The sequence below is a fragment of the Methylovulum sp. genome, from assembly GCF_028687615.1.
Taxonomy (GTDB): Bacteria; Pseudomonadota; Gammaproteobacteria; order Methylococcales; family Methylomonadaceae; genus Methylovulum.
The window spans coordinates 53309-74783 of record NZ_JAQTZU010000015.1 but is presented as its reverse complement, the minus strand read 5'-3'; the positions used below and the strand labels follow the sequence as shown (position 1 = coordinate 74783).

Below are 21475 nucleotides of genomic sequence, written 5' to 3'. Positions count from 1 at the left end.
CGATTCGGGCTTATTCGGAAAAAACGTCCACGCCTTTGGGGGCTTGGAAGTTGAAGAGCTTGGCATCAATCGGTGGGTTGTTTTTGATGTTGGAGAAATAAATGCGCGTCAATTGCCCGAAATTGTCGCTCAGTTCCATGCCGCTGAGCTGGCCTTTTTCCAAACCGATCACCAAGTATTTGAAGCTGCTGTCCTGGTTTTTGGGCAGTAATTTTATCCACTGCATATCGCCTTCAACGCCTTGCCCTTCCATCGTGTAATTGTCTTCCAGGTTGATGTCGCCGCTCAACAGCAGGGCAGGGGTGGAGCCCACCGATTCATCCAGTTTTTTGATCGTGACTTGTTCGAGTTCGGTGTCGTAAAACCAGACTTTACCGCCAGTGGCGATGATTTGTTGTTGGAAGGGTTTTTGGTAATCCCAGCGGAACCGCCCCGGACGTTGCAGATACAGCAAGCCGTAGCTGGTTTGCGCGGGATTGCCTGCTTCGTTCAGCAAAATTTGTTTGAAATCGGCGGTGAGCGAGCGGGTGTTGGCGAGGAAGGATTTTAGTTGTTCTACGGGTTTGGTTTCAGCGAATGCGGCGGTGGACAGGGATAAACAAATGGCGATAAACGCGGTGCGGAAAAAAATCGGGTTCATGGGATGATGCTCATCAAAAAATGTTGGGAAGCGGGGTTATTTTGTGTGTTTCTGGAGTGCAAATCCAGGTTTGCACTCTAGGCTTATTCGCGGTGGCACGGGTATTTTTCGTGTCTTTCACTTCGCGCCATGCCGTTTGTGGACACTGATTGTCAATCAGGAATAAACCGTTCAAACGGTTCAAACCAAGGTTTTTCTTCTTCGTCCTGTTCAGGTACGGCTTTTACGCAGCCCCTGGGTGCTGGTTCTGAACCGGCAATATAAGGGTATTCCCGCCCGTGCCCACAGGAGTCAACGGCGACCATCCTGATATTTTCCGGTTTGTCCAAGGTGACCGCTTGGGTGGAAATTCGTTGCATCACCGCCGTCCAGATGGGGAGCGCACCTGTCGCACCCGTTAGACCTACTGGCTTGTTGTCATCCCGACCGACCCAGACTACCGATAGGTAATCGCCGGTGTAGCCAGCAAACCAGCTATCTTTGGCATCATTGGTGGTGCCGGTTTTGCCCGCCAAACCATAATCGTGCGGAAACACGTTATATGCGGAACTGCCCGTCCCTTCACGCATGACTTCTTGCAAAATGGTGTTGACGATGTACGTCGCATCTGGATCAACGGATTCCTTGACGTTAAAAGGGTAACTCTGCAAAAACTTGTCATCTGATGAAATCACGGCCCGAATCGCTTTGATCGGCGTTAAAAAACCGCCGCCCGCGATAGTTTGGTACATTTGCGTGACATCCATCGGTGTCAGTGATGATGCGCCGAGCAATAGCGACGGAAACAAGTCGATTTCTTTGTTGACACCCAATTGTTTTAAGGTCTTTGCGGTTTTGGCAATGCCGACATCCATGCCGATACGCACGGTCGCCAAGTTGTAGGATTTTGCCAAGGCTTTATGCAAAGGGACGCTGCCGTGTTCGCGGTGGTCATAGTTTTTGGGTATCCAGTCGGTGCCGTTTTGTCCGTGGACGACAATGGTGCTGTCGCTGACACGCGTGGTGATGGTGTATTTTTGGGGATTCTCCAGAGCCGTCAAGTAAACGGCTGGCTTAATCAACGAGCCGATAGGCCGCACGGCATCCAAGGCGCGGTTGAATCCGCCTTCGGCATTTTCCCGGCCACTGACCAGGGCGACAATTTCGCCGCTGTCCTTGCGGGTGACGACGATGGCGGTTTCCAGGTTGTTGGCCTTGGGTAGTTTTTCCAGTTCCTGCAATTTGGCGACAGCGGTTTTTTCCACGGTCTCTTGGATTTGGGTGTCCAGCGTGGTAAAGATTTTCAAGCCTTCCGACGTGAAATCTTCTTCGCGGTAATCGGCTTTTAACTGCCGTTTGACCAAGTCCAAAAAACCAGGATAGCGGTTATGGGTGCGTTGCTTGCGGGGGATGATGCTCAATGGTTTCGCCTTCGCATCCATCGCCTCGCGTTCGGTGATGTATTGCTGCATCGCCATTTCATCCAACACCAGATTGCGGCGTTGCAAGGCCCGCTCAGGATAACGCCGGGGATCATATTCCGATGGCCCGCGCACCAGTGCCACCAATAAGGCGACTTGATCCAGCGGCAAGTCTTTTAAGGTGTTGCCAAAATAAAATTCACTCGCCAAACCGAAACCGTGGACACCGTTCGCACCGTCCTGGCCTAAGTAAATTTCGTTGAGATAAGCTTCCATGATGGCGTCTTTGGGATAGCGGTATTCCAAAATCAAAGCCATGAGCATTTCTTTAAGTTTTCTCGACAACTTACGTTCCGAGCTTAAATAAAAGTTTTTTGCCAGTTGTTGGGTGATGGTGCTGCCGCCTTGCACCATGTCGCCGGCACGGACATTGGCCCACATCGCCCGCGCGATACCGCGCATGGAAATGCCAAAATGTTGATAAAAATCACGATCTTCAGAAGCAAGAAGTCCTTTGGTTAGCGCGTCGGGCGCCTCGCTCAATTTAATCAAGATGCGGTCTTCTTTGATGGTCGGATAAAAATTGCCGATTTGTACCGGATCCATGCGGATAATCGGTATTTCTTCCACCACTTCGGTTTGTTCGGCTTGAGGGTTTTTAGAGGGAGATAAGGCCATTATCGAAGCGATGCCGGTGTCATTAAATATCAGCTTGATGGCTTGGCTGTTTTGGGTTTCATCCCAGAATTTGAATTGCCGGGTTTTTACATTGATTTGTAGGTCATTTCTAAAATAAGACCCTTCCAGCGACAAATGCGCGTCTTTGCGGTAGTGCAGGGCTTGCAACAATGCTTCAAATTTTTCCGCAGTGAGGTTATAGCCCGCATAAAGTTCTACAGGATCGGCATAAACCCGTGCCGGAATCGCCCAGCGTTTACCGTCAAATTGCTTGCGGACGTTGTAATCCAGATAGCCTAGATAACTCATCAACACGAAGCTGCCAGCCACAAAAGCGATCAGAAAAAGATTTCTAAACCAGTGGAAGCCCGCCTTTTTTGCTTGCTTTTTTGTTGCGTATCTGACACTGCTTTTAGTGGGTTTTTCTGCCATAGCACTTGGGTAAACTGAGTTTTTTAATGGTCTATCCTGTTCATTATACACGGATAATATGGCTGGAAACGGGCTTGATCATGCCGATATGAAATGAATGCCCGCTGAAGCAGGGTGAATAAATGCTGGCAGATTGAGGTGTTGCCATTGTCCATAATGCAATTGGCAAGGTGGTCATCAATAGACTGATGGATAGTTTCGGTTCGTAAATCGCCTGGTATTGATTGTTTCATAAGTGCTTGCTTTAGCATGATTAGCGCGTAGGCCTGGATGACGCAAGGACTTGAAGGGCGCGATAGCGAACCCCGGCATTTCATGGCTTGATTGCCGGAATTACGCTATCGCTTCATCCTAGCTTTGTTTGCAGATTGGATAAGCGAAGCCTTTTAGATTGGTGCGTATATTCATTCAAATCACTATCAATTACTGCAATTTTTGCTGGAATCAGATATAATTCCATATTAAACAAACATTTCCCCCGCGCATTCCGCGCATTCTCATTCCACAACAAGGTAAATCCATGCTCAATGATGTTTCTACATTACCCTCTTTCCGTGATTTGGCACTGACAGACTCGGTGCTTAAGGCACTGGAGGATGTCGGTTATGAAACACCTTCGCCGATTCAGGCACAAGTTATCCCACACATGCTGGCAGGAAAGGATGTATTGGGACAAGCACAAACAGGGACAGGTAAAACCGCAGCGTTCGCGTTGCCAATTTTATCGCGTATTGATCTTAAGCAAAAAGATCCACAAGTGCTGGTGTTAGCTCCGACCCGTGAACTGGCTATCCAAGTAGCCGAAGCTTTTCAACGTTATGCCGCCCATTTAAAAGGTTTCCACGTATTGCCGATTTACGGCGGGCAAGATTACAGCACCCAATTGCGGCAATTAAAACGCGGTGCCCATGTCGTGGTCGGTACGCCGGGCCGGGTCATGGACCACATGCGTAAAGGCACATTGAATTTGGATGGACTCGCCACGCTAGTGTTGGATGAAGCCGACGAAATGTTGCGCATGGGTTTTATTGACGATGTGGAATGGATTCTGGAACAAACCCCGGATGAACGCCAAATCGCGTTGTTCTCGGCGACCATGCCGACCGTGATCCGCAAAATCGCCAATGAATATCTGCACGAACCTGAACAAATCACGATTAAAGTCACTACGGCTTCTGCCGAAAATATCCGCCAACGGTATTGGGTGGTCAGCGGCATCCATAAGCTGGATGCGTTGACGCGTATCCTAGAAGTCGAAACTTTCGACGGCATGATTATTTTCGTCAGGACCAAAACTGCGACGGTCGAACTGGCGGAAAAATTGGAAGCGCGCGGCTATTCGGCGGCGGCGATCAACGGCGATATGTCCCAGGCGTTAAGAGAACGCGCTATCAACAATCTGAAAAACGGCAAGTTGGACATCCTGATTGCCACAGACGTTGCCGCGCGTGGTTTGGATGTTGACCGTATCACCCATGTCGTCAACTACGACATCCCTTACGACACCGAATCTTACGTCCACCGTATCGGCCGTACCGGACGTGCAGGCCGTACTGGCGATGCGATTTTGTTCATCGCCCCGCGTGAGCGCAAGTTGCTGATGAACATAGAAAAAGCGACCAAGCAAAAAGTTGAGGAAATGGGCCTGCCATCTACGGAAGTCATCAACAACAAGCGTATCGCCCGTTTCAAGCAAAACATCACCGATACCCTGGCGGCAGAAGAGTTGAGCTTTTTCAACCAGTTGATCGAGCAGTACCAGCAAGAACATAATGTTTCGGCGGCGGAAATTGCGGCGGCATTGGCAAAATTGGTGCAAGGCGACACGCCGTTGCTGATCCAGAATCCACCGAAAAAAGCCCGTGAAGCAAGGGAAGAATCACCGTTTAGAAGCGAACGTGAAGACCGTCCACGCCGTGACCGTGGGGATCGTGGCGACCGCGAGCGTAGCCCTTCCCGCCGTGATTTTGGCGGCCCCGATATTGAGATGGAATTGTTCCGTATCGAAGTGGGTCATGCCCACGGTGTCAAGCCCGGCAATATTGTCGGCGCGATTGCCAACGAAGCGGGTATTGATGGCAAACACATTGCCCGTATCAGAATCGAAGATGATTACAGCACCGTGGAATTGCCAGCAGGTATGCCGAAAGAGCTGATCCAAGATTTGCGTAGGGTGCGTGTTGCTGGCCAGCCATTGAACATCTCCAAAGTGGAGGGCGGCAAACATAGTGATGACGGTGAGAAAAAAATCGACAAAAGCAAAAAACGTCTTAGCTCACCTTCCAGACGCGCCAAGCCCAAAGCGGAAGAGTAAGGTTTTGCAATAGACGTTTCAGATTTTTGGAATTTGAACGTTTTTTTATCCCATCATAGCGATTAGATGGGACAAGTAGCGGGACGGGATTGCAAGATCCCGTCCCGTTTTGTTTTGTGGGCCTGGTGTCCGGTCACTGCCGCCAAAGGCATGTGCCGCTGGCTTTGGCAACGGCATCCAAAACTTGTTCATGCGCCGCCAATTCCCCTTCATCGCAAGCAATCACGCACAAAGCCTGGCGTTCGGTGTTTATGCGCTGGCGGGTTTGTTCCGTTTGCGCGGCAGATCCGAGGTTGGTGGGTGCTGTAGCTTCATCCAATAACGAAGCTTGACCGCCCGTCATCAACAAAAATACTTCGGCGAGAATTTCCGAGTCCAATAACGCGCCATGCAGTTTGCGGTGGCTGTTGTCTATGTTGTAACGCTTGCAGAGCGCATCCAGGCTGTTGCGCTGGCCTGGATGTTTTTTCCGTGCAAAAGCCAGCGTGTCAAAGACCTTGCAATAGTTTCCGAGCTTGGTTTTGTTGGTGTCTTTCAGCAGTGTCAACTCGTGGTTGAGAAAGCCCACATCAAACGGTGCGTTATGGATGATCAACTCCGCGCCGGTAATAAACGCAATAAACTCCTCGGTAATGTCCTTAAAACGCGGTTTATCTTTTAAATACTGGTTGGTGATGCCGTGTACCGCCGTTGCCCCCGCATCAATATCGCGGTCAGGGTTTAGATAATAATGAAAATGCCGGTTGGTCGGCCGGCGGTTGACTAGCTCCACGCAGCCGATTTCAATGATGCGGTGGCCTTCTTGCGGGTTAAGCCCGGTGGTTTCGGTGTCTAGGACGACAAGGCGGTTGGCGAATTTATGCTTGGTCAAGGGTTTTCCTTTGTTTTTAAAGTGCTGAAATTCTTTTTGTGGCTTTCGTCGGCATGGCAGGATATTGGTGTTCAGGAATGCCTTCCAAGTTTCAAAAACCTGAAAGGCATGTCAACATTATAGAGATAATCACCAAGCCATGCTAAATTGCCCAAGCATTAAGGAACGGGCATGAAATAATTTCCGCACCGGCTCGTCAGACCTGTCAGGTTTTGATACCCTCTGGGGCACAAGAAACCTGACAGGTCTTGATCCGCGAATTTATTCCATGCACATTCCTAAGCATCATCCCCTAACGTTTTTGGAGCAGCCAGTTAATGAATCCCCATCGTCCTATCGTCCTGTCGTTTTCCGGCCACGACCCTAGTGGCGGCGCGGGTATCCAAGCGGATATTGAAACGCTGGTCAGCCACCAGTGCCATTCGGTCAGCGTCATCACCGCCTTGACCGAGCAGGACAGCCACAATGTCAAACGCCTGATCCCGCAAAGTTCCGAGAACATCATCAGCCAAGCGCAGACTTTGCTGGACGATATGGAAATTGATGCCTTCAAAATTGGCTTGATCGGGCAGCATGAAAGCGCGTTGGCGATTTACGCGATATTGAAACAATATCCGCTGATTCCGGTGGTGCTGGATCCTGTGCTGGCGGCGGGTGGTGGCGCAGATTTGACCAATGACCGATTGATCGCCACGCTGGTGGATTTGCTGTTGCCGTGCACGACCGTATTGACCCCGAACAGCGAGGAAGCGCGTAAGTTGGCGAATCTTGATGATTTGCAAGAGTGCGGGTTGTCCTTATTGGAAGCGGGATGCGGATATGTGTTGATTACCGGTACGCACGAAACCACGCCCAGTGTCCAAAACCAGCTTTTTCATGACGGGCGCAGTTGGGAAACCTATACCTGGGAGAGGCTGCCAGGCAGTTACCACGGTTCCGGTTGCACCTTGGCGACCAGCATTACGGCCCTGATCGCACACGGTCTGTCGCCGATACAAGCCGTCATGGAAGCGCAGGAATACACTTGGAATTCTTTAAACACGGCCTATCGCACCGGCAGGGGCCAAGCCAATCCCAACCGTTTTTTTTGGATGGAAGACGACGCATGAAATTCCCCACGCGTGGCCTGTACGCCATCACCCAAACCGAACAAAAATCCCATGCGGGCATTATCAACGGCGTGGAGGCGGCGATTCGCGGCGGCGCGGTGCTTGTCCAATACCGCGATAAAAATCCGCTGGACGCCTTGTCGCTAGCGGCTGAGTTGGTGCAAGTCTGTCATCAATATCAAGTGCCGCTGATTATTAACGACAGTGTCGAGCTCGCCGCCGCCGTTGCCGCCGATGGCGTGCATCTGGGTAAGGACGATGGCAATATTGCTTTGGCTAAGGATTTGCTGGGGGCTGATGCGATTATTGGCGTGTCTTGTTATAACGATGTTGCACGGGCATTGTCCGCCCAACAACAAGGGGCGACTTATGTGGCTTTCGGACGGTTTTTCCCTTCTTCATCCAAGCCTTTGGCGGCCCCGGCGAGTATTGCGACACTACAGCTAGCCAAACAAGTTTTGGCGGTGCCCATTGTCGCGATTGGTGGCATCCTGCCGGAAAATGGGGGGCAATTGTTGACGGCAGGTGCGGATTTTCTGGCGGTCATCGGTGGTTTGTTTGATGACGGGCCGGAACAATCCGCACGGGCTTATAAGGCATTGTTTGGATGACAGTCATCTTTCCACGAAAGCCAACAGTAGGCGAATTAGACGACACGAAAGACACGAAAGACACGAAAGACACGAAAGACACGAAAGACACGAAAGACACGAAAGACACGAAAGACACGAAAGACACGAAAGACACGAAAGACACGAAAGACACGAAAGACACGAAAGACACGAAAATTTATCTCATTTTTTTTCGTGTTTTTCGTGGACAACTTGTATAAAAACTATGAGTTTTCTCCTTAGCTTGATGCGTAGGGTACGCGCTCCCCGCAGCCGGCTATTTTAAGGCTTATCAGGGATGGTAACCGTCGTTGATTTCACAGCCGTCCAGTGTGCAAATCGGCGGGTTTTTGACCGTGATTCCCGCTTCATTCATGGCTTTTTGCATGGTTTCGATTTGCTTGTCCAAGGCGTTGATATGGTTAAGCATACGGTTGATTGCCGAGGCAACCGGATCGGGTGTGTCGGCACTGGCGCCATAGGCATTGAAATTGACGGGTTTGTCCATTGCCGCCGGCTCCGGTTTGGCCGCAGTTTGTTCGCCGATGATATGCGCCGGAATCCCAACCACGGTCACGCCAGCAGGTACGGGTTTCAGCACCACGGAATTGGAACCGACCCGTGCGCCATCGCCAATGTCGATAGGGCCCAACACTTTCGCGCCCGCACCGATGACCACGCCATTGTGCAGGGTGGGATGGCGTTTGCCTTTTTTCCAGGTTGTCCCGCCCAGGGTCACGCCATGATAGAGCGTACAATCGTCGCCGATCACGGCCGTTTCCCCTATCACCACGCCCATGCCGTGGTCAATGAAAAAGCGTCTGCCGATTTGCGCCCCGGGATGGATTTCTATCCCCGTCCACCAGCGGCTGACATACGCGATGAACCGCGCCAGCCATCTGAATCCTGCATTCCAGCACCAATGGCTGAGGCGATGGACTATCACGGCGTGGACGCCGGGGTAAGTGGTGATGACTTCAAACCACGTTTGCGCGGCGGGGTCGCGGGCAAACACGCAGGCGACATCTTCTTTTAAACGGGAGAACATAATTAATCCTTATGTTGGTGGTCTTGGGACATGCGTAAAATTCCCCGGAGTATATCGAGTTCTTTCGTGTCCAGTTGGATGCGGTTATAAATGCGGCGCAAGCGGCGCATGATGGATTGGGATTGGCCGGACTGCATAAAGCCAATATCCATTAAGGCTTCGTGCAGATGCTGGTAAAACGATTCCATTTGTGCGGCAGTCGCCAAGGGGCATTCGCCTTTGTCGCCAATTTTCACGTCTTCTTCGCGCTCAGTTGCTGCGAACAATTCATAACAAACTACTTGCACTGCGGCGGCGATGTTGAGGGAACTGTAATCTTCATTGCATGGGATATGCAGCAAATAATGGCATAAATCCAGTTCATGGTTTTTCAGGCCGGAATTCTCCCGCCCGAAAATAATGGCGGTTTGCTGGTGCGGATGGTCGATGACGGCGGTCTGGGCGCATTGCTTGGGGTTCAATTCCGGCCAACTGATGGTCCTGCGTCTGGCACTGGTGCCGATGATTATGTGGCAATCGGCGATGGCTTCTTGCAGTGTCGGATAAACGGTGGCGGCAGTGAGAAGGTCATCCGCGCCCGAAGCACGGGCAGTCGCCTCGTTACTGGGGAAAATTTTGGGGTTGACCAAGGCCAAACGGGTCATGGACATGTTTTTCATGGCCCGCGCCACTGCGCCGATATTGCCCGGATGCGTGGTTTCGACCAGGACGATTTTTATGTGGGAAAGCAAGGTTGATCCTAGGTTGAGGCGGGTTTTCGATTATATTGTCCACGAAAAACACGAAAGACACGAAAAAAACTGGAAAATGTAAAATGGCAGGTATTGCCTACGATTTGTAGACATTGTATCCGTAAGGATTTGGCCATTAATAACTTCCCGATATTAAGACCTGACAGGTTTTTGAAACCTGTCAGGTCTAGGGTTTCAAGAATGGTTCAGGGAAGTTATTTTTAGCCAAATCCTAAGTAGGCGTTCATAACTTTTTTAACATTTATAAAATAACGCGAGCTGGAACGGGTTTGTTCCAACAGTAGGCACTTTAAGCGACCCGTTCCGTAACGTTTTCAGTACCTATAGCGACTTTGAAACTTTAAGGAGGAGTTTTGAACCAACAGTAGGCGCATTAGGCGACCCCTTCCCGCTCCCACCTTATCTTTTCGTGCTTTTTGTGTATTTCGTGGACAAGCCGTATTTATAATCACTTTAAAATTGCAAGTATAAAAAAGCCGTAAGTTTACCAAAAGATTTGCTACCATACAGGGTTTTATCTGCCTGTTAGAAACTGACCTATGCAACCCATGTTAAACATCGCCGTCCGCGCCGCAAGAAGCGCGGGCGAATTGATACTTCGCTCCTCCGACAATATCGGTCAATTGCGTATCGACCAAAAAGGCAAAAACGACTACGCCAGCGAAGTTGACCGCATGGCGGAGCGGGAAATTATCAGCATCATCAAAGCCGCTTATCCCGACCATGCGATTTTGGCTGAAGAAAGTGGCGAACATCAAGGCAACGATTTTGTCTGGGTGATCGATCCGCTGGATGGCACGACCAATTTCCTGCATGGTTTCCCGCAATATGCCGTCTCCATCGCCCTAAAACACAAAGGCCGGTTGGAAGTCGGCGTGATTTACGATCCGTTACGCGATGAGCTGTTCACCGCCAAACGCGGCGGCGGCGCGATGCTGAACAACCGCCGTTTGCGCGTCACCCAACAATTAAGCTTGAAAGGTGCGTTGCTGGGCACGGGTTTTCCGTTTAAGACGGATTTGCATCTTAAAGCTTACATGGGCATGTTCAGTTCCTTGACGATGGAATGTGCCGGTATCCGCCGTGCCGGTTCCGCCGCCCTGGATTTGGCTTATGTCGCGGCAGGCCGTTTGGATGGTTTTTGGGAAATTGGCGTGATGGAATGGGATATTGCGGCGGGGGTTTTGTTGATTAAGGAAGCAGGCGGGGTGGTCACCGATTTTTCCTTTAATGACGGTTACTTGCAATCAGGAAATCTGATTGCCGGTTGCCCTAAAATGCACCAGTTGATGTACCAGTTAATCGAGCCGCATGTCACGGATAATTTGAAATGATGCTGGCTAATGGATTTGCCGTGGTTCGGTGCGGTCAATTGCCACGGATGTTGCTGAATCCCGCTGTTGTGAACCGTAATTTTTATGCTTGCTGCCGGGATGTCTTTCGGCCTGTACCATAACGGCGGCTTCCTGCCCCCCCCGCTTCTATCCCGCCACGAAGCCAAGGCCACTCTGAGGTTTTGGTCTAATTACCATACAAATAATATTGATAATATTGGTGTTGTTATTCAACGCCGGGCAAAAAAGTTTATCTGTCATTTTAATGATATGGTACTATGCCCAGCTTGCTTAAATCCTTACTAATAAAGTTGGTTTTTTTATGTTTTTTAATCTATTCATCATGTTAGGTATATTCAGGCAATTGGTGTCAAACTCTATTTTGGTATTTTTTCACTACAATTTGAAATAAATGTTTGAAACGTGATGTTTTGATAAAGAACGTTATTCAAAAATAACGGCGTGTCGTCAAAGGTTTGGTTCGCATCTATTAGTATGTATTGGATCACATATTTGATAAATAGGCAGGTATCTATCAAATATTTGTTTATATTCCAGTCTCCGGCAATGCAGAAGTGGGGGGAGTAATCTGAGATGGATTTATCAAATACACAGCAAAAAAACATGTCCGGCAATATCTTGACCATTCGTTTGGTCGGCTTTAATGCACAGGAAATAGAACTTTTTTCTGCTATCTTGGCTTTGGCTGAAGCCCGTTTGCAACAAACATGGAATATAACGGATGAAAATAGGGGGGGCGACTTCTTTATATTTAAAGACGGGAGGCATGTTCCCATATCGCCTGAACCGCCGATGGCACGCTGTTTGTTTTATGTCTCCGACAGTACAGTTTCCGAACACTGCTTTGATAGGCATATTGTCGTTGACAAAGACAATGTCCCCCGTTTGAGTTTTTTAATTGCGGTGCTTAATAGGCTTGGAACCAGTCCGCACCAATTCCAGATGAACCGTCGCAAATGTCCGAAACGGCTGGTGTGGGCGTACATGCCTCCGCCTCCGCTTTATTCGTGCCAGCCAGTGTCGGGGAGGATATTATGCCCTCTGATCCAGATGGCAAATCCGCTGATTCGGCTGTCTTTTGTCCCGATCAAGGCTTGTTAAAAGCGTTGCTACAACTCGAAACCTTCCCTGTGGCACTCACGGCCAATAACGTGGTACTGTGGCTTGATCCGGCAAAGGGCCTTTATTTTTGTCCATTAACGCTGGAGCGGCTGATCGCCTGTTGTGCGCCGGAAAACCTGTTTGCTGTTGAGCCGATGAGCGAGCCAGAATTGCAACGGCTTGTTGTCCAGGAAAAGCTTTCCCCCCGCCCGCTTAGCAGCCTTGTTTGGTATGTTGTCTTTAAGTCTTCCCAAGGCCGGTTGTTACAAGGCACGTCTGCCCAGGATATTGTGCATTTGTTGCGCTGGCCTGACTTGGGGCTTCCTGAATGCCGCAACTATGTCAAATTAGCGGCATTTATGCACAGCAACTCAATGGCGTTGGCTGACATTGCCACAGCTACCCATATCCCGCTGGGTTCGGTTTATGATTTTTATAACGCCTGTTATTTGACCGGATTGATTGAAAAAGTAACTAATGTCCAGCGCCATGAAAAACATATTGATGGTGAACGCCAAAATCTGCTCAAAAAAATCAGAAATCGACTGATGGGCTGAAATTATGTATAACCCCAATAGCCACAATCAAATTAAAGTAGTTTTTACTGGTTGTGTGGGGGCAGGAAAAACCACTGCCATCACCACTATCAGCGAAAAGCCACCCGTTTCCACCGAAGTCAAACCTTCCGAGGCCAGTGTCATCAAGCGCAAAGCGTCAACAACGGTGGCTATGGATTATGGCGAATTGACTTTGGATGGCGGCGACAAGCTTTACCTTTATGGAACGCCTGGGCAGCGTCGTTTTGAGTTTATGACCGACATCCTGACCAAAGGCGCGTTGGGCCTGATTGTCCTGATTGATAATAGCCATGAAAACCCATTGGATGAACTGGATTATTATTTAAATTTGAACCATCGGTTTTTAACCGACAATCCGGCAGTTATTGGCATCACCCATTATGATGTGGCATCACAACCGAGTGTCGATGATTATTATGCGGCATTGGCTGAACGGGGTGATCCCTGGCCGGTTATCCATGTCGATGCACGCAGTGCGATGGATGTCAAACTGTTGCTGGACACTTTGTTGGCGGTGCTTGAGTTTGGCTAGGGCAAACTTCAACATCAAGTTTTTTTAATGATAACGCAGTCCCTTTTTTAATTTGGAGAATCGTAATATGGCAAAAATAGATGATATTTTACAAAGCGTCCTGTCTGATGTGGACGGGGCATTAGGGTGTGCGGTGGTTGACCTGGAAACCGGGTTGTTGATCGCCGTCGCACATAACGTGCCTTACTTCACGTCTTCTTATCTGGAAGCCGTTGCCGCCGCTGCGGTGGATATGTTGCGTGGCAAAAACGTCCGTGCGGTGGAATCATTGCTCACCACCCAACGTGGCAAAAAAGTCGAAAAAATGATCCAAGAAGTGCAGATGACCACGACTAACACCTTGCATTTTATGGCGGTTATCCCGGAAAAACCTGACGCCTTGATGGTCTTGATCACTAACAGGAAAACTAATCTGGGTATGGGTTGGTCTTCAGTTCGCCGGAATATGCCGTTGATTGCGCCACTGTGTCCTTAATCGGCCAATAAAGCCTGGGCTTCATGCTACGGACTTAACTTTCGAGCCTAACGCTAAACAGCTTGTTCAGTAAGGTTTTCTGGAATCCAAAAATGTTTTGGGTTCCAGTGCCCTATCTGATAGGAAATTGTCACTTAAATTCCATTGCCTCAGTAGCAACCCATTCCGCAACAACCCATTCCGTAACAACCCATTCTGTAACAACCCATTCTGTAACAACCCATGTGGACTATTGACATTATCGGTGCTATAGACCGGCAATCCTATTATAACCAAGACTATATAGCCGAACTCTTAACAGTAGATTTGCAAGCGTTAGTTGTTGGGACTAATTTTATCGGTCGCCCTAGTACAAAAATATTCGCAAATAAGTCTGATGTCATCAAAGTTCGTAGCGAGCTTGATTTGAATGCCGATCAAGCACGGGGCTGGATACGGCAAGCCTTAGAAAAAGAGCGGCATTTAGCTGTACACCATCCGCACAAAACCTGGCTATTATTGATTGGGCATGGGGGGGAATGCCTAGTGGCAAATATCTGCCCCCGCCTGCATCCATTGCATACGACGATACAAGCAGCCAACCAGCGGCAAAAAAATCTTGAATTGCTTAATGCCGTGTTCAACATTTATTTTTCCTTGGCCAAAAGCACCGGTTTTAAACTCGATGAAGGCTTGTCAAATTTTGCGGTTTCGGACGAAGGGCGCGTCTATTATCTTGATGATGAATATTACCCTTGGGACGATTTTGCGACGTTTTCAGTCATGTTGGGCGTGTATATCCGCAGTTTCAACTGGCTTGATACCGAATTTATAGAAGATTTGGCCCGCAGTCTGGTCAAACAGCTACAGGACATTTTTCAGGATAACGAATGCCAAGTCATTATTGCCAGGGAATTGCAAGCTATCTTTATGCCAAGTCCTGAAAAAGAGCAATTGTTAAGAGCGTTGATAACTATTTTGCTGCAACCGCCAGAATCAAAAACAATGCTAGCGACCAATCCGGTTGGTGCTGATCAGGTAAAAATCAAGCGTCAAATTTCAGGGCGCTTCATCGCCCTGTTAGGGGATGTTCATGCCAATTACCCCGCACTTTGCCGTGTGCTTGATTATCTTAAGGCTGAAAACATAGATGAGGGGATTGTCCTGGGCGATATTGTCGGCTATGGCCCCGAACCTAAAGCATGTATAGAGCGTTTGCAGGATTGCGCTTTTCAAATCATAAAAGGCAACCATGATTATGCTGTTGCTACTGGCGACACTTCCAAAGGTTTTTCTAGTGATGCCAAAGTCGTGGTCGAATGGACGATTAACGAATTATCGGCTGATTATCGCCACTGGCTAAATGCCTTGCCAGCGGTTATACAACAAGATGATTGGTATGCAGTACACGGCTCGCCTATGGATCCTGATTATTTTTACGCTTATGTCTATGTGATGACATATCATGACAATCTGGATTATATGCAGCAAAACAACTTAGGCCTATGCCTGCATGGACATTCGCATAGTCCCGGGGTATTTGCACGAAACAACCAGAACGACAGCCACGAAATGGGGAAAACCGTAAATTTGTCCCGTTTCCAACAAGCCTTGGTTTCTCCAGGTTCCGTCGGGCAGCCTCGTAATGGCAACACCGATAGCCAATTTGCCATTTATGATAGGGAGCGGCGGCAAGTCATTTTTATGGCATTGCCTTATGACAATGAACCCGTCATCGCCAAAATGCGCCAGCATAATTTCCCCGAAAGTTTTTCGCTACGATTGCTACAAGGCCGATAAAGGCTGGTTTTCATATTTTGCGTTTAACATCAAGCACATTCGCCAAACAGCCTATTTTTTTCAAAATCCGGCTTAATTGGTCGGTGTTTTTGATTTGGATGCTCAGGTTTAGCTCGGCGGAATAATCGGGGTGGGTGTCCATTGCTGCATTGGCAATGTGGATTTTCTCTTCCGTCAGGATGTGTGACACTTCATTAAGCAAATTTTGGGTGCTATAGGCTTTGATGGCGATAGGTACAAGATGGCTGCTGGTTTGCGCTCCCCAGGCGGCACCAATCAGGCGGCTTTGTTTTTCATGGCCTAAGTTGGCGATGTTTGGACATTTTTTGTTGTGGACGATAATGCCTTTTTTTTGAGAAATGAAACCGATGATGTCCTCACCAGGGACCGGGCTACAGCAACTGGCAAATGTGGTCTTGATTTGATCGATGCCGTCAACGGACACAACGGAATTATTTGCAGCTTTTTTCGGTGGGCTTTTGGTTTTTGCCGTTTCCAATTCGGGTATTTTGAAAAACGCGGCGAGCTGGCGGGTATTAATGTCACCACGACCAATAAATTCCAGCAATTGGTCGGTATCGGGCTGGTTAAAATGCTTGGCGAGTTCAGTCAAATTGGGCGTTTTGATGCCCAGCCGTTGACTTTCCTTGTCGAGTATCGTTTTTCCGGCGGCAATGTTTTGTGCTTCTTGTTGGTTTTTAAACCAGCCTTTCACTTTGCTGATGGCGTTGGACGATTTTAAATAGCCCAGATTTGAATCCAGCCAATTGCGGTTAGGCCCGCCAACTTTGACGGTCAGAATCTCCACTTGCTCGCCAGATTTTAAAAGGTAGGTCAAAGGCACGATGCGTCCATTGACTTTCGCGCCACGGCAACGGTGGCCTATTTCGCTGTGTATCGCGTAGGCAAAATCCAGTGGCGTGGAGTTTTTAACCAGATCAATGAGCTGGCCTTTGGGGGTCAGCACATAGACGCGGTCATGGAATAATTCATTGCGGAAATGTTCGCCGAGGGTTTCGTCATCGTCTTTTTCATCCAGCAATTTGCGCAATGAGCTGATGCTCTTTTCCACCGCCGCGTCGTGTTTGCCGCCTTCTTTGTACGACCAATGCGCCGCCACACCGTATTCGGCAAAATCGTGCATTTCTTGGGTGCGGATTTGTACTTCGATGCGCCGTCCTTCCGGGTCAATTCCCTCCTGGCCATAAATAATGACGGTATGCAGTGATTGGTAGCCGTTTTCTTTAGGGTTGGCGATATAGTCGTCAAATTCTTTGGGGATGGTTTGCCACAGGCTGTGGACGATGCCCAGCGTGGTGTAGCAGGCGGTCAGGTTATCGACAATCACGCGCACGGCGAGCAAATCATAAAGCTCATCTATGCCCAATTGCTTGCGCTGCATTTTTTTCCAGATGCTGTAAATGTGTTTGGGCCGGCCATAAATGGTCGCGCTGATGCCTTCCTTGGCGAGCGTGGTTTTCAGGACTTCGATAAACCGGTTGACGCAATTTTCCCTTTCACTGCGCTTGTCACTGAGCGATTTGGCGATGTGCAGGTAGGATTGTGGCTTGAGATAACGGAACGCCATATCTTCCAGCTCCCACTTGAGCTGATGGATGCCCATGCGGTTGGCGATGGGGGCGTAAATGTCCAAGGTTTCCTGGGCGATGAAGCGGCGCATTTCATAAGATTCTTTCGGCAACACGCCCAGGCGTTTGATGCGGTAAGCCAGTTTGATCAGCACCGCCCGCACATCCTGGGTCATCGACAACAGCATCCGGCGCAGGATTTCCGATTGGTTGGGCTGGTCGGTCATATCCAAGGAATAAATGGCGATGGTGTTCAGCCAATTGACATCTTTGACCAAAGCCGCCACGGTTTCGCCAAATTGCTCTTTAATCTGTGGCAAGAGTTTTAGTGGCGTCAAACGCGGGTCGCTGAGAATGGCCGCTAAAATAGTATTTAAATCGACATGGAAATCCATCAGGATCATCGCCACTTCATAACCTTTAGGGCGGTAATACTGAGGGTCATCAACGATTTGCCCGACTATCGCCATCGCGTTGTCAATTTTCAAGCGATCTGGCTCTGAGAAATTGCCGAATAGGGATTTGCCGGGGGGGGTATTTTTTTTCATCAGAAGTTTGTCACCGGTTTAGAAACCTTAAAGTGGATGTTGCAACGGTTTTAACACTTAAAATGGCCGAAGAAGCAGGTGGTTTTCAACCCATTCGCCAAGTTTTGAGTACTTTTGGATAGGTTGAACCCCATCCTGTTATGGTTCGGCTAGAAACGTACCAACAGATAAGCGATAAACATGCCATTGTTTTTTATTTATAAATCCCCTTTGAATAACTTGGCCTACAGCTTTCATTAAGCAACGGTACAATGCCATAATATCTAGGTTTTTCGCTGCCCCAACAACTTTTGGAAGACTGCTTATGAGTGCTATCTACGGTTGGCTATCCGCCGCCAAGACTTTCGAACCGCTCCATTTGCTTGGAGTCCAACGCAACGCGGCTTATGGCCTGACCGGGCATTTGCCACATGTTGTCGCCCATTATAAATCGGCAGGACTAGGTGGTCATGGCATAAATGCCGCTCCCGGCATTTATGAGGGCAGGGGCTTGCTGGTGATTGTCGATGGGGTGCCGGATTGGCAAGACCCGGCATTGGCGGCAATCGCGCAACACCATGATGCCGCCCACGCCCTGGCGGAAGGCTTTCTACAGCAAGGCCGTGACGTGTTGAAGCAAATGACCGGCGCGTTTGCTGCCTGTGTGCTGCAAGCCGACCATCACTACGCCTTGTTGGCCGTTGACAGGATGGGGCTGCGTCCCTTGGCCTATTATCAAAAAGACGATGTGTTGGTGTTCGGTAGCCAATTGGACCAGATTCTCGCCCATCCAGATGTGCATTCAGAAATCTCGGGGCAGTCTATCTTCAATTATTTGTATTTCCACATGATCCCCAGCCCAGGCAGCATTTATGCCGGAATAGGCAAATTGCAGCCGGGCGAATTTTTGGAAGTCAACCAAGGGCAGGACACCCGCAGTTTTTACTGGCAAAGAAGTTACCAGGACAGCACCGCCAGTAAGCGGGAGTTGCTTGCCCAGCTCCCTATCGAGCTGGAACTTGCGACAAAACAGTGCGTAGCGGATAAGCAAACGGGTGCGTTCTTGAGTGGCGGTCTGGATAGCAGCACGGTAGTCGGCGTCTTCCAAAAAATGTCCGGGCAACCGGTAGATGCCTTTAGCATTGGATTTGCCGCCCAAGGTTATGATGAAATGGAATACGCCCGCATCACCGCCAGGCATTTCAAGGCCACGCTGCATGAATATTACGTCACGCCCGCTGATGTCCTGGCCGCCATCCCGATGATCGCCCATGCTTATGATGAACCTTTCGGCAACGCCTCCGCCGTCCCTGCGTATTATTGTGCGAAATTTGCCCACGAACAGGGCATGGCACAATTGCTGGCGGGTGATGGCGGCGATGAGATTTTTGCCGGTAACGCCCGCTATGCCAAGCAAAAAATATTTGATCTTTACCGGCATGTCCCCGATTTTGCCAAAGCCATGTTGGAATCCCTCGCAGATAACATTCCGTTGTTGAGGAAGCTGAAAAGTTATATCGAGCAAGCCAAAATTGCCATGCCGGAACGCTTGGAAACCTATAATTTCTTACATAGAACGCCATTGGCAGAGATTTTTGCTGCGGATTTTTTGGCGCAAACCAACGCCAATGCGCCGCTGGAACAATTGCAAGCGACTTATCAACGTACAGCAGGCGATGATCTGATCAAAAAAATGTTGTTTTTGGATAATAAATTCACACTTGCCGACAATGACTTACGCAAGGTCAACCGCATGTGCGAACTGGCAGGCGTGGATGTGAAATACCCGATGTTGCAGGAAAATCTGCTGGCCTTTGCCGCGTCAGTCCCGTCGAAATGGTTGATGGAAGGCTTTGAGTTGCGCTCATTTTACCGTCAGGGCATGGAAGGTTTTCTGGCGAAAGAAACCCTGGCTAAAAGCAAACAGGGTTTTGGTTTGCCATTTGGCGTGTGGATGGGTTCCGACAAAGCCTTGAAAGATTTCGCCGAAGCCAATTTACAAGGCATCGCCAAGCGCGGATTTTTGAATCCTGCTTATATTACCAAGCTCATCCAATTGCATCAAAGCAGCCATGCCTCCTATTATGGGGTGATGATTTGGCTTTTGGTGATGCTGGAACAGTGGTTATTAACCCATAAAGTTTAAATGGTAGAGGGCGGGTGGAACGTGGGCGATAAAAAAGTGCTGTTGGTTGTGGAAGATGATCCGGGCTTGCAAACCCAATTAAAATGGGGATTCGAAAATTACCAAACCGTCATTGCCGGCAATAGGAATGATGCGATTGTCGCCTTGAGGCGGTTCATGCCCGCCGTGATCACGCTGGATTTGGGCTTGCCGCCCGACACCGCCAATGCCAGCGAAGGCCTTGCGACCTTGAAGGAAATGCTGCAACTGGCACCGGCAAGCAAGGTCATTGTCGTGACCGGCAACGATGACCGTGAAAATGCCATCAGGGCAATCGCGATGGGTGCGTATGATTTTTATCAAAAACCCATTGATTTGGATGTGCTGACGCTCATTGTGGAACGCGCTTTCCAGTTTTCCGAGTTACAAAAAGCCTATACCCATCTGCAACATAAAATCCATGAACCCTTGGCGGGCATTATTGCCTCCTGTAAAAAAATGCAGGATCTGACGCGTATGGTGGAAAAAGTTGCGCCGACCAATGCGACGACCTTATTGTTGGGCGAGAGCGGCACCGGCAAGGAAGTGTTGGCAAAAGCCATACACAATTTAAGCGATAGGGCGGACAAGCCCTTTGTCGCCGTCAATTGTGCGGCGATACCGGAAAACTTGCTGGAAAGCGAGTTGTTTGGTTACGAGAAGGGCGCGTTTACCGGAGCGGCGCAACTAACCAAAGGCAAAATCGAATATGCCGACAAAGGCACTTTTTTCCTCGACGAAATTGGCGATTTGCCAACCGCCTTGCAATCAAAATTATTACGTTTTCTTCAGGAGAGGAGCATAGAGCGCATTGGTGGGCGCAAAGAAATTCCCGTCGATGTGCGGATTATTTGTGCAACCCATCAAAACTTACAGGGCTTGATTGACGAGGGGCGGTTTCGGAGTGACTTGTATTACCGCGTCAGCGAAATCACCCTGATTATTCCGCCGCTAAGGGAGCGCGAAGGCGATGCCATCACTATCGCCAATGTCTTGTTAAAACGTTTCAGCGAAGCCAATCACAAGGTGTTGAAAGGTTTTAGCCAGGAAGCGGTGCAAGCGATTGAAAGCTATCCGTGGCCCGGCAATATCCGTGAGTTGGAGAATAAAATCAAGCGGGCGGTCATTATGGCTGACGATGCCATTATCGATTTTGATGATTTGGAATTGGGCGAGACGGGTGAGGAGACCATGCCATTCAACCTCAAAACCGTCCGCGAAGTTGCCGAAACCTTGGCGATAAAACGAGCCTTGGCGTTTTCCCATAACAATATTTCCAATGCCGCAAAACTGTTGGGCGTGACCCGTCCCACCTTATACACCTTGTTTGAAAAATATGGGATCAAGGTTAATGATTGAGCGATGTCTTTCGTCCACGAAACGCCAAAAAAGTAAACCTCATCGTCCTGGCCAATTTTCGTGCCTTTCGTGCTTTTCGTGGACAAAGCTGACCAACTAAGTAGTAGTGCAAAAGTCTTTTAACATTACAATTTGTAAAATCCGGTGCCTACACCTTCACC

17 protein-coding genes are annotated in these 21475 nt (G+C 49.2%); 10 read left to right on the top strand and 7 right to left on the bottom strand.

Annotated features, from left to right (window positions below; translation table 11 throughout):
* Positions 1–10: 10 nt before the first annotated feature.
* The 3 genes from lolA to PHH59_RS10785 form a co-directional block, all read right to left on the bottom strand.
* The gene (gene lolA / locus PHH59_RS10795; protein ID WP_300015539.1) at positions 11–640 is read right to left on the bottom strand and encodes an outer membrane lipoprotein chaperone LolA; all 630 of its coding nucleotides are present in this window, start codon (positions 638–640) and stop codon (positions 11–13) included.
* A gap of 152 nt (positions 641–792) precedes the next feature.
* Positions 793–3150, bottom strand: a complete 2358-nt coding sequence (gene mrcB / locus PHH59_RS10790; RefSeq protein ID WP_300015536.1) for a penicillin-binding protein 1B — start codon at positions 3148–3150, stop codon at positions 793–795.
* A 23-nt stretch (positions 3151–3173) separates the two neighbouring features.
* A complete protein-coding gene (locus PHH59_RS10785) occupies positions 3174–3383 on the bottom strand; it encodes a hypothetical protein (RefSeq protein WP_300015533.1) in 210 nt (69 codons plus the stop codon).
* Between the two features lie 287 nt (positions 3384–3670).
* On the opposite strand from PHH59_RS10785, the gene PHH59_RS10780 reads away from it, so the two are divergent.
* Complete coding sequence (locus PHH59_RS10780) at positions 3671–5464, top strand: DEAD/DEAH box helicase (RefSeq protein WP_300015530.1); 1794 nt, start codon at positions 3671–3673, stop codon at positions 5462–5464.
* Positions 5465–5597: 133 nt separating this feature from the next.
* On the opposite strand, the gene dnaQ is transcribed toward PHH59_RS10780, so the two are convergent.
* Complete coding sequence (dnaQ, locus tag PHH59_RS10775) at positions 5598–6335, bottom strand: DNA polymerase III subunit epsilon (protein WP_300015527.1); 738 nt, start codon at positions 6333–6335, stop codon at positions 5598–5600.
* Between the two features lie 317 nt (positions 6336–6652).
* On the opposite strand from dnaQ, the gene PHH59_RS10770 reads away from it, so the two are divergent.
* On the top strand, positions 6653–7444 hold the full coding sequence (locus tag PHH59_RS10770; protein ID WP_300015524.1) for a hydroxymethylpyrimidine/phosphomethylpyrimidine kinase: 792 nt from the start codon (positions 6653–6655) through the stop codon (positions 7442–7444).
* Entirely contained in the window at positions 7441–8055 is a 615-nt protein-coding gene (gene thiE, locus PHH59_RS10765) for a thiamine phosphate synthase (protein ID WP_300015521.1), read from the top strand. The genes PHH59_RS10770 and thiE overlap by 4 nt, the downstream gene beginning before the upstream one ends.
* A gap of 292 nt (positions 8056–8347) precedes the next feature.
* Here the strand turns inward: thiE and cysE are convergent, their stop codons facing one another.
* Together cysE and PHH59_RS10755 are read right to left on the bottom strand one after the other, a co-directional pair.
* Positions 8348–9103 carry a serine O-acetyltransferase gene (gene cysE, locus PHH59_RS10760; RefSeq protein WP_300015518.1) on the bottom strand — a complete coding sequence of 252 codons (756 nt, stop codon included), beginning with the start codon at positions 9101–9103 and terminating at the stop codon, positions 8348–8350.
* 2 nt (positions 9104–9105) lie between these two features.
* Positions 9106–9834: an RNA methyltransferase gene (locus PHH59_RS10755; protein WP_300015515.1), complete on the bottom strand. Its 729-nt coding sequence runs from the start codon at positions 9832–9834 to the stop codon at positions 9106–9108.
* Positions 9835–10394: 560 nt separating this feature from the next.
* Here PHH59_RS10755 and suhB point away from each other — a divergent pair.
* From suhB to PHH59_RS10730, 5 genes are all read left to right on the top strand, one after another.
* On the top strand, positions 10395–11189 hold the full coding sequence (gene suhB / locus PHH59_RS10750; protein ID WP_300015512.1) for an inositol-1-monophosphatase: 795 nt from the start codon (positions 10395–10397) through the stop codon (positions 11187–11189).
* A 977-nt stretch (positions 11190–12166) separates the two neighbouring features.
* Entirely contained in the window at positions 12167–12868 is a 702-nt protein-coding gene (locus tag PHH59_RS10745) for a hypothetical protein (RefSeq protein ID WP_300015509.1), read from the top strand.
* Positions 12869–12872: 4 nt separating this feature from the next.
* On the top strand, positions 12873–13421 hold the full coding sequence (locus PHH59_RS10740; protein ID WP_300015506.1) for an ATP/GTP-binding protein: 549 nt from the start codon (positions 12873–12875) through the stop codon (positions 13419–13421).
* 67 nt (positions 13422–13488) lie between these two features.
* On the top strand, positions 13489–13896 hold the full coding sequence (locus PHH59_RS10735) for a hypothetical protein (RefSeq protein ID WP_300015503.1): 408 nt from the start codon (positions 13489–13491) through the stop codon (positions 13894–13896).
* Between the two features lie 222 nt (positions 13897–14118).
* Positions 14119–15675 carry a metallophosphoesterase family protein gene (locus PHH59_RS10730; RefSeq protein ID WP_300015500.1) on the top strand — a complete coding sequence of 519 codons (1557 nt, stop codon included), beginning with the start codon at positions 14119–14121 and terminating at the stop codon, positions 15673–15675.
* A gap of 10 nt (positions 15676–15685) precedes the next feature.
* Here PHH59_RS10730 and PHH59_RS10725 read toward each other — a convergent pair whose 3' ends face one another.
* A complete protein-coding gene (locus PHH59_RS10725; RefSeq protein WP_300015497.1) occupies positions 15686–17812 on the bottom strand; it encodes a bifunctional (p)ppGpp synthetase/guanosine-3',5'-bis(diphosphate) 3'-pyrophosphohydrolase in 2127 nt (708 codons plus the stop codon).
* A 304-nt stretch (positions 17813–18116) separates the two neighbouring features.
* Between PHH59_RS10725 and PHH59_RS10720 the strand changes: the two genes are divergently transcribed.
* Together PHH59_RS10720 and prsR are read left to right on the top strand one after the other, a co-directional pair.
* Entirely contained in the window at positions 18117–19937 is a 1821-nt protein-coding gene (locus PHH59_RS10720; RefSeq protein WP_300015495.1) for an asparagine synthase-related protein, read from the top strand.
* 21 nt (positions 19938–19958) lie between these two features.
* Complete coding sequence (gene prsR / locus PHH59_RS10715; RefSeq protein WP_300015493.1) at positions 19959–21314, top strand: PEP-CTERM-box response regulator transcription factor; 1356 nt, start codon at positions 19959–19961, stop codon at positions 21312–21314.
* Positions 21315–21475: the final 161 nt, after the last annotated feature.

Bases quoted from the DNA above. Each gene is read 5' to 3' on its own strand.
- lolA (WP_300015539.1), bottom strand. From the start codon at position 640: ATGAACCCGATTTTTTTCCGCACCGCGTTTATCGCCATTTGTTTATCC.
- mrcB (WP_300015536.1), bottom strand. From the start codon at position 3,150: ATGGCAGAAAAACCCACTAAAAGCAGTGTCAGATACGCAACAAAAAAG.
- PHH59_RS10785 (WP_300015533.1), bottom strand. From the start codon at position 3,383: ATGAAACAATCAATACCAGGCGATTTACGAACCGAAACTATCCATCAG.
- PHH59_RS10780 (WP_300015530.1), top strand. From the start codon at position 3,671: ATGCTCAATGATGTTTCTACATTACCCTCTTTCCGTGATTTGGCACTG.
- PHH59_RS10770 (WP_300015524.1), top strand. From the start codon at position 6,653: ATGAATCCCCATCGTCCTATCGTCCTGTCGTTTTCCGGCCACGACCCT.
- thiE (WP_300015521.1), top strand. From the start codon at position 7,441: ATGAAATTCCCCACGCGTGGCCTGTACGCCATCACCCAAACCGAACAA.
- cysE (WP_300015518.1), bottom strand. From the start codon at position 9,103: ATGTTCTCCCGTTTAAAAGAAGATGTCGCCTGCGTGTTTGCCCGCGAC.
- suhB (WP_300015512.1), top strand. From the start codon at position 10,395: ATGCAACCCATGTTAAACATCGCCGTCCGCGCCGCAAGAAGCGCGGGC.
- PHH59_RS10745 (WP_300015509.1), top strand. From the start codon at position 12,167: ATGTCCGAAACGGCTGGTGTGGGCGTACATGCCTCCGCCTCCGCTTTA.
- PHH59_RS10740 (WP_300015506.1), top strand. From the start codon at position 12,873: ATGTATAACCCCAATAGCCACAATCAAATTAAAGTAGTTTTTACTGGT.
- PHH59_RS10735 (WP_300015503.1), top strand. From the start codon at position 13,489: ATGGCAAAAATAGATGATATTTTACAAAGCGTCCTGTCTGATGTGGAC.
- PHH59_RS10730 (WP_300015500.1), top strand. From the start codon at position 14,119: ATGTGGACTATTGACATTATCGGTGCTATAGACCGGCAATCCTATTAT.
- PHH59_RS10725 (WP_300015497.1), bottom strand. From the start codon at position 17,812: ATGAAAAAAAATACCCCCCCCGGCAAATCCCTATTCGGCAATTTCTCA.
- PHH59_RS10720 (WP_300015495.1), top strand. From the start codon at position 18,117: ATGAGTGCTATCTACGGTTGGCTATCCGCCGCCAAGACTTTCGAACCG.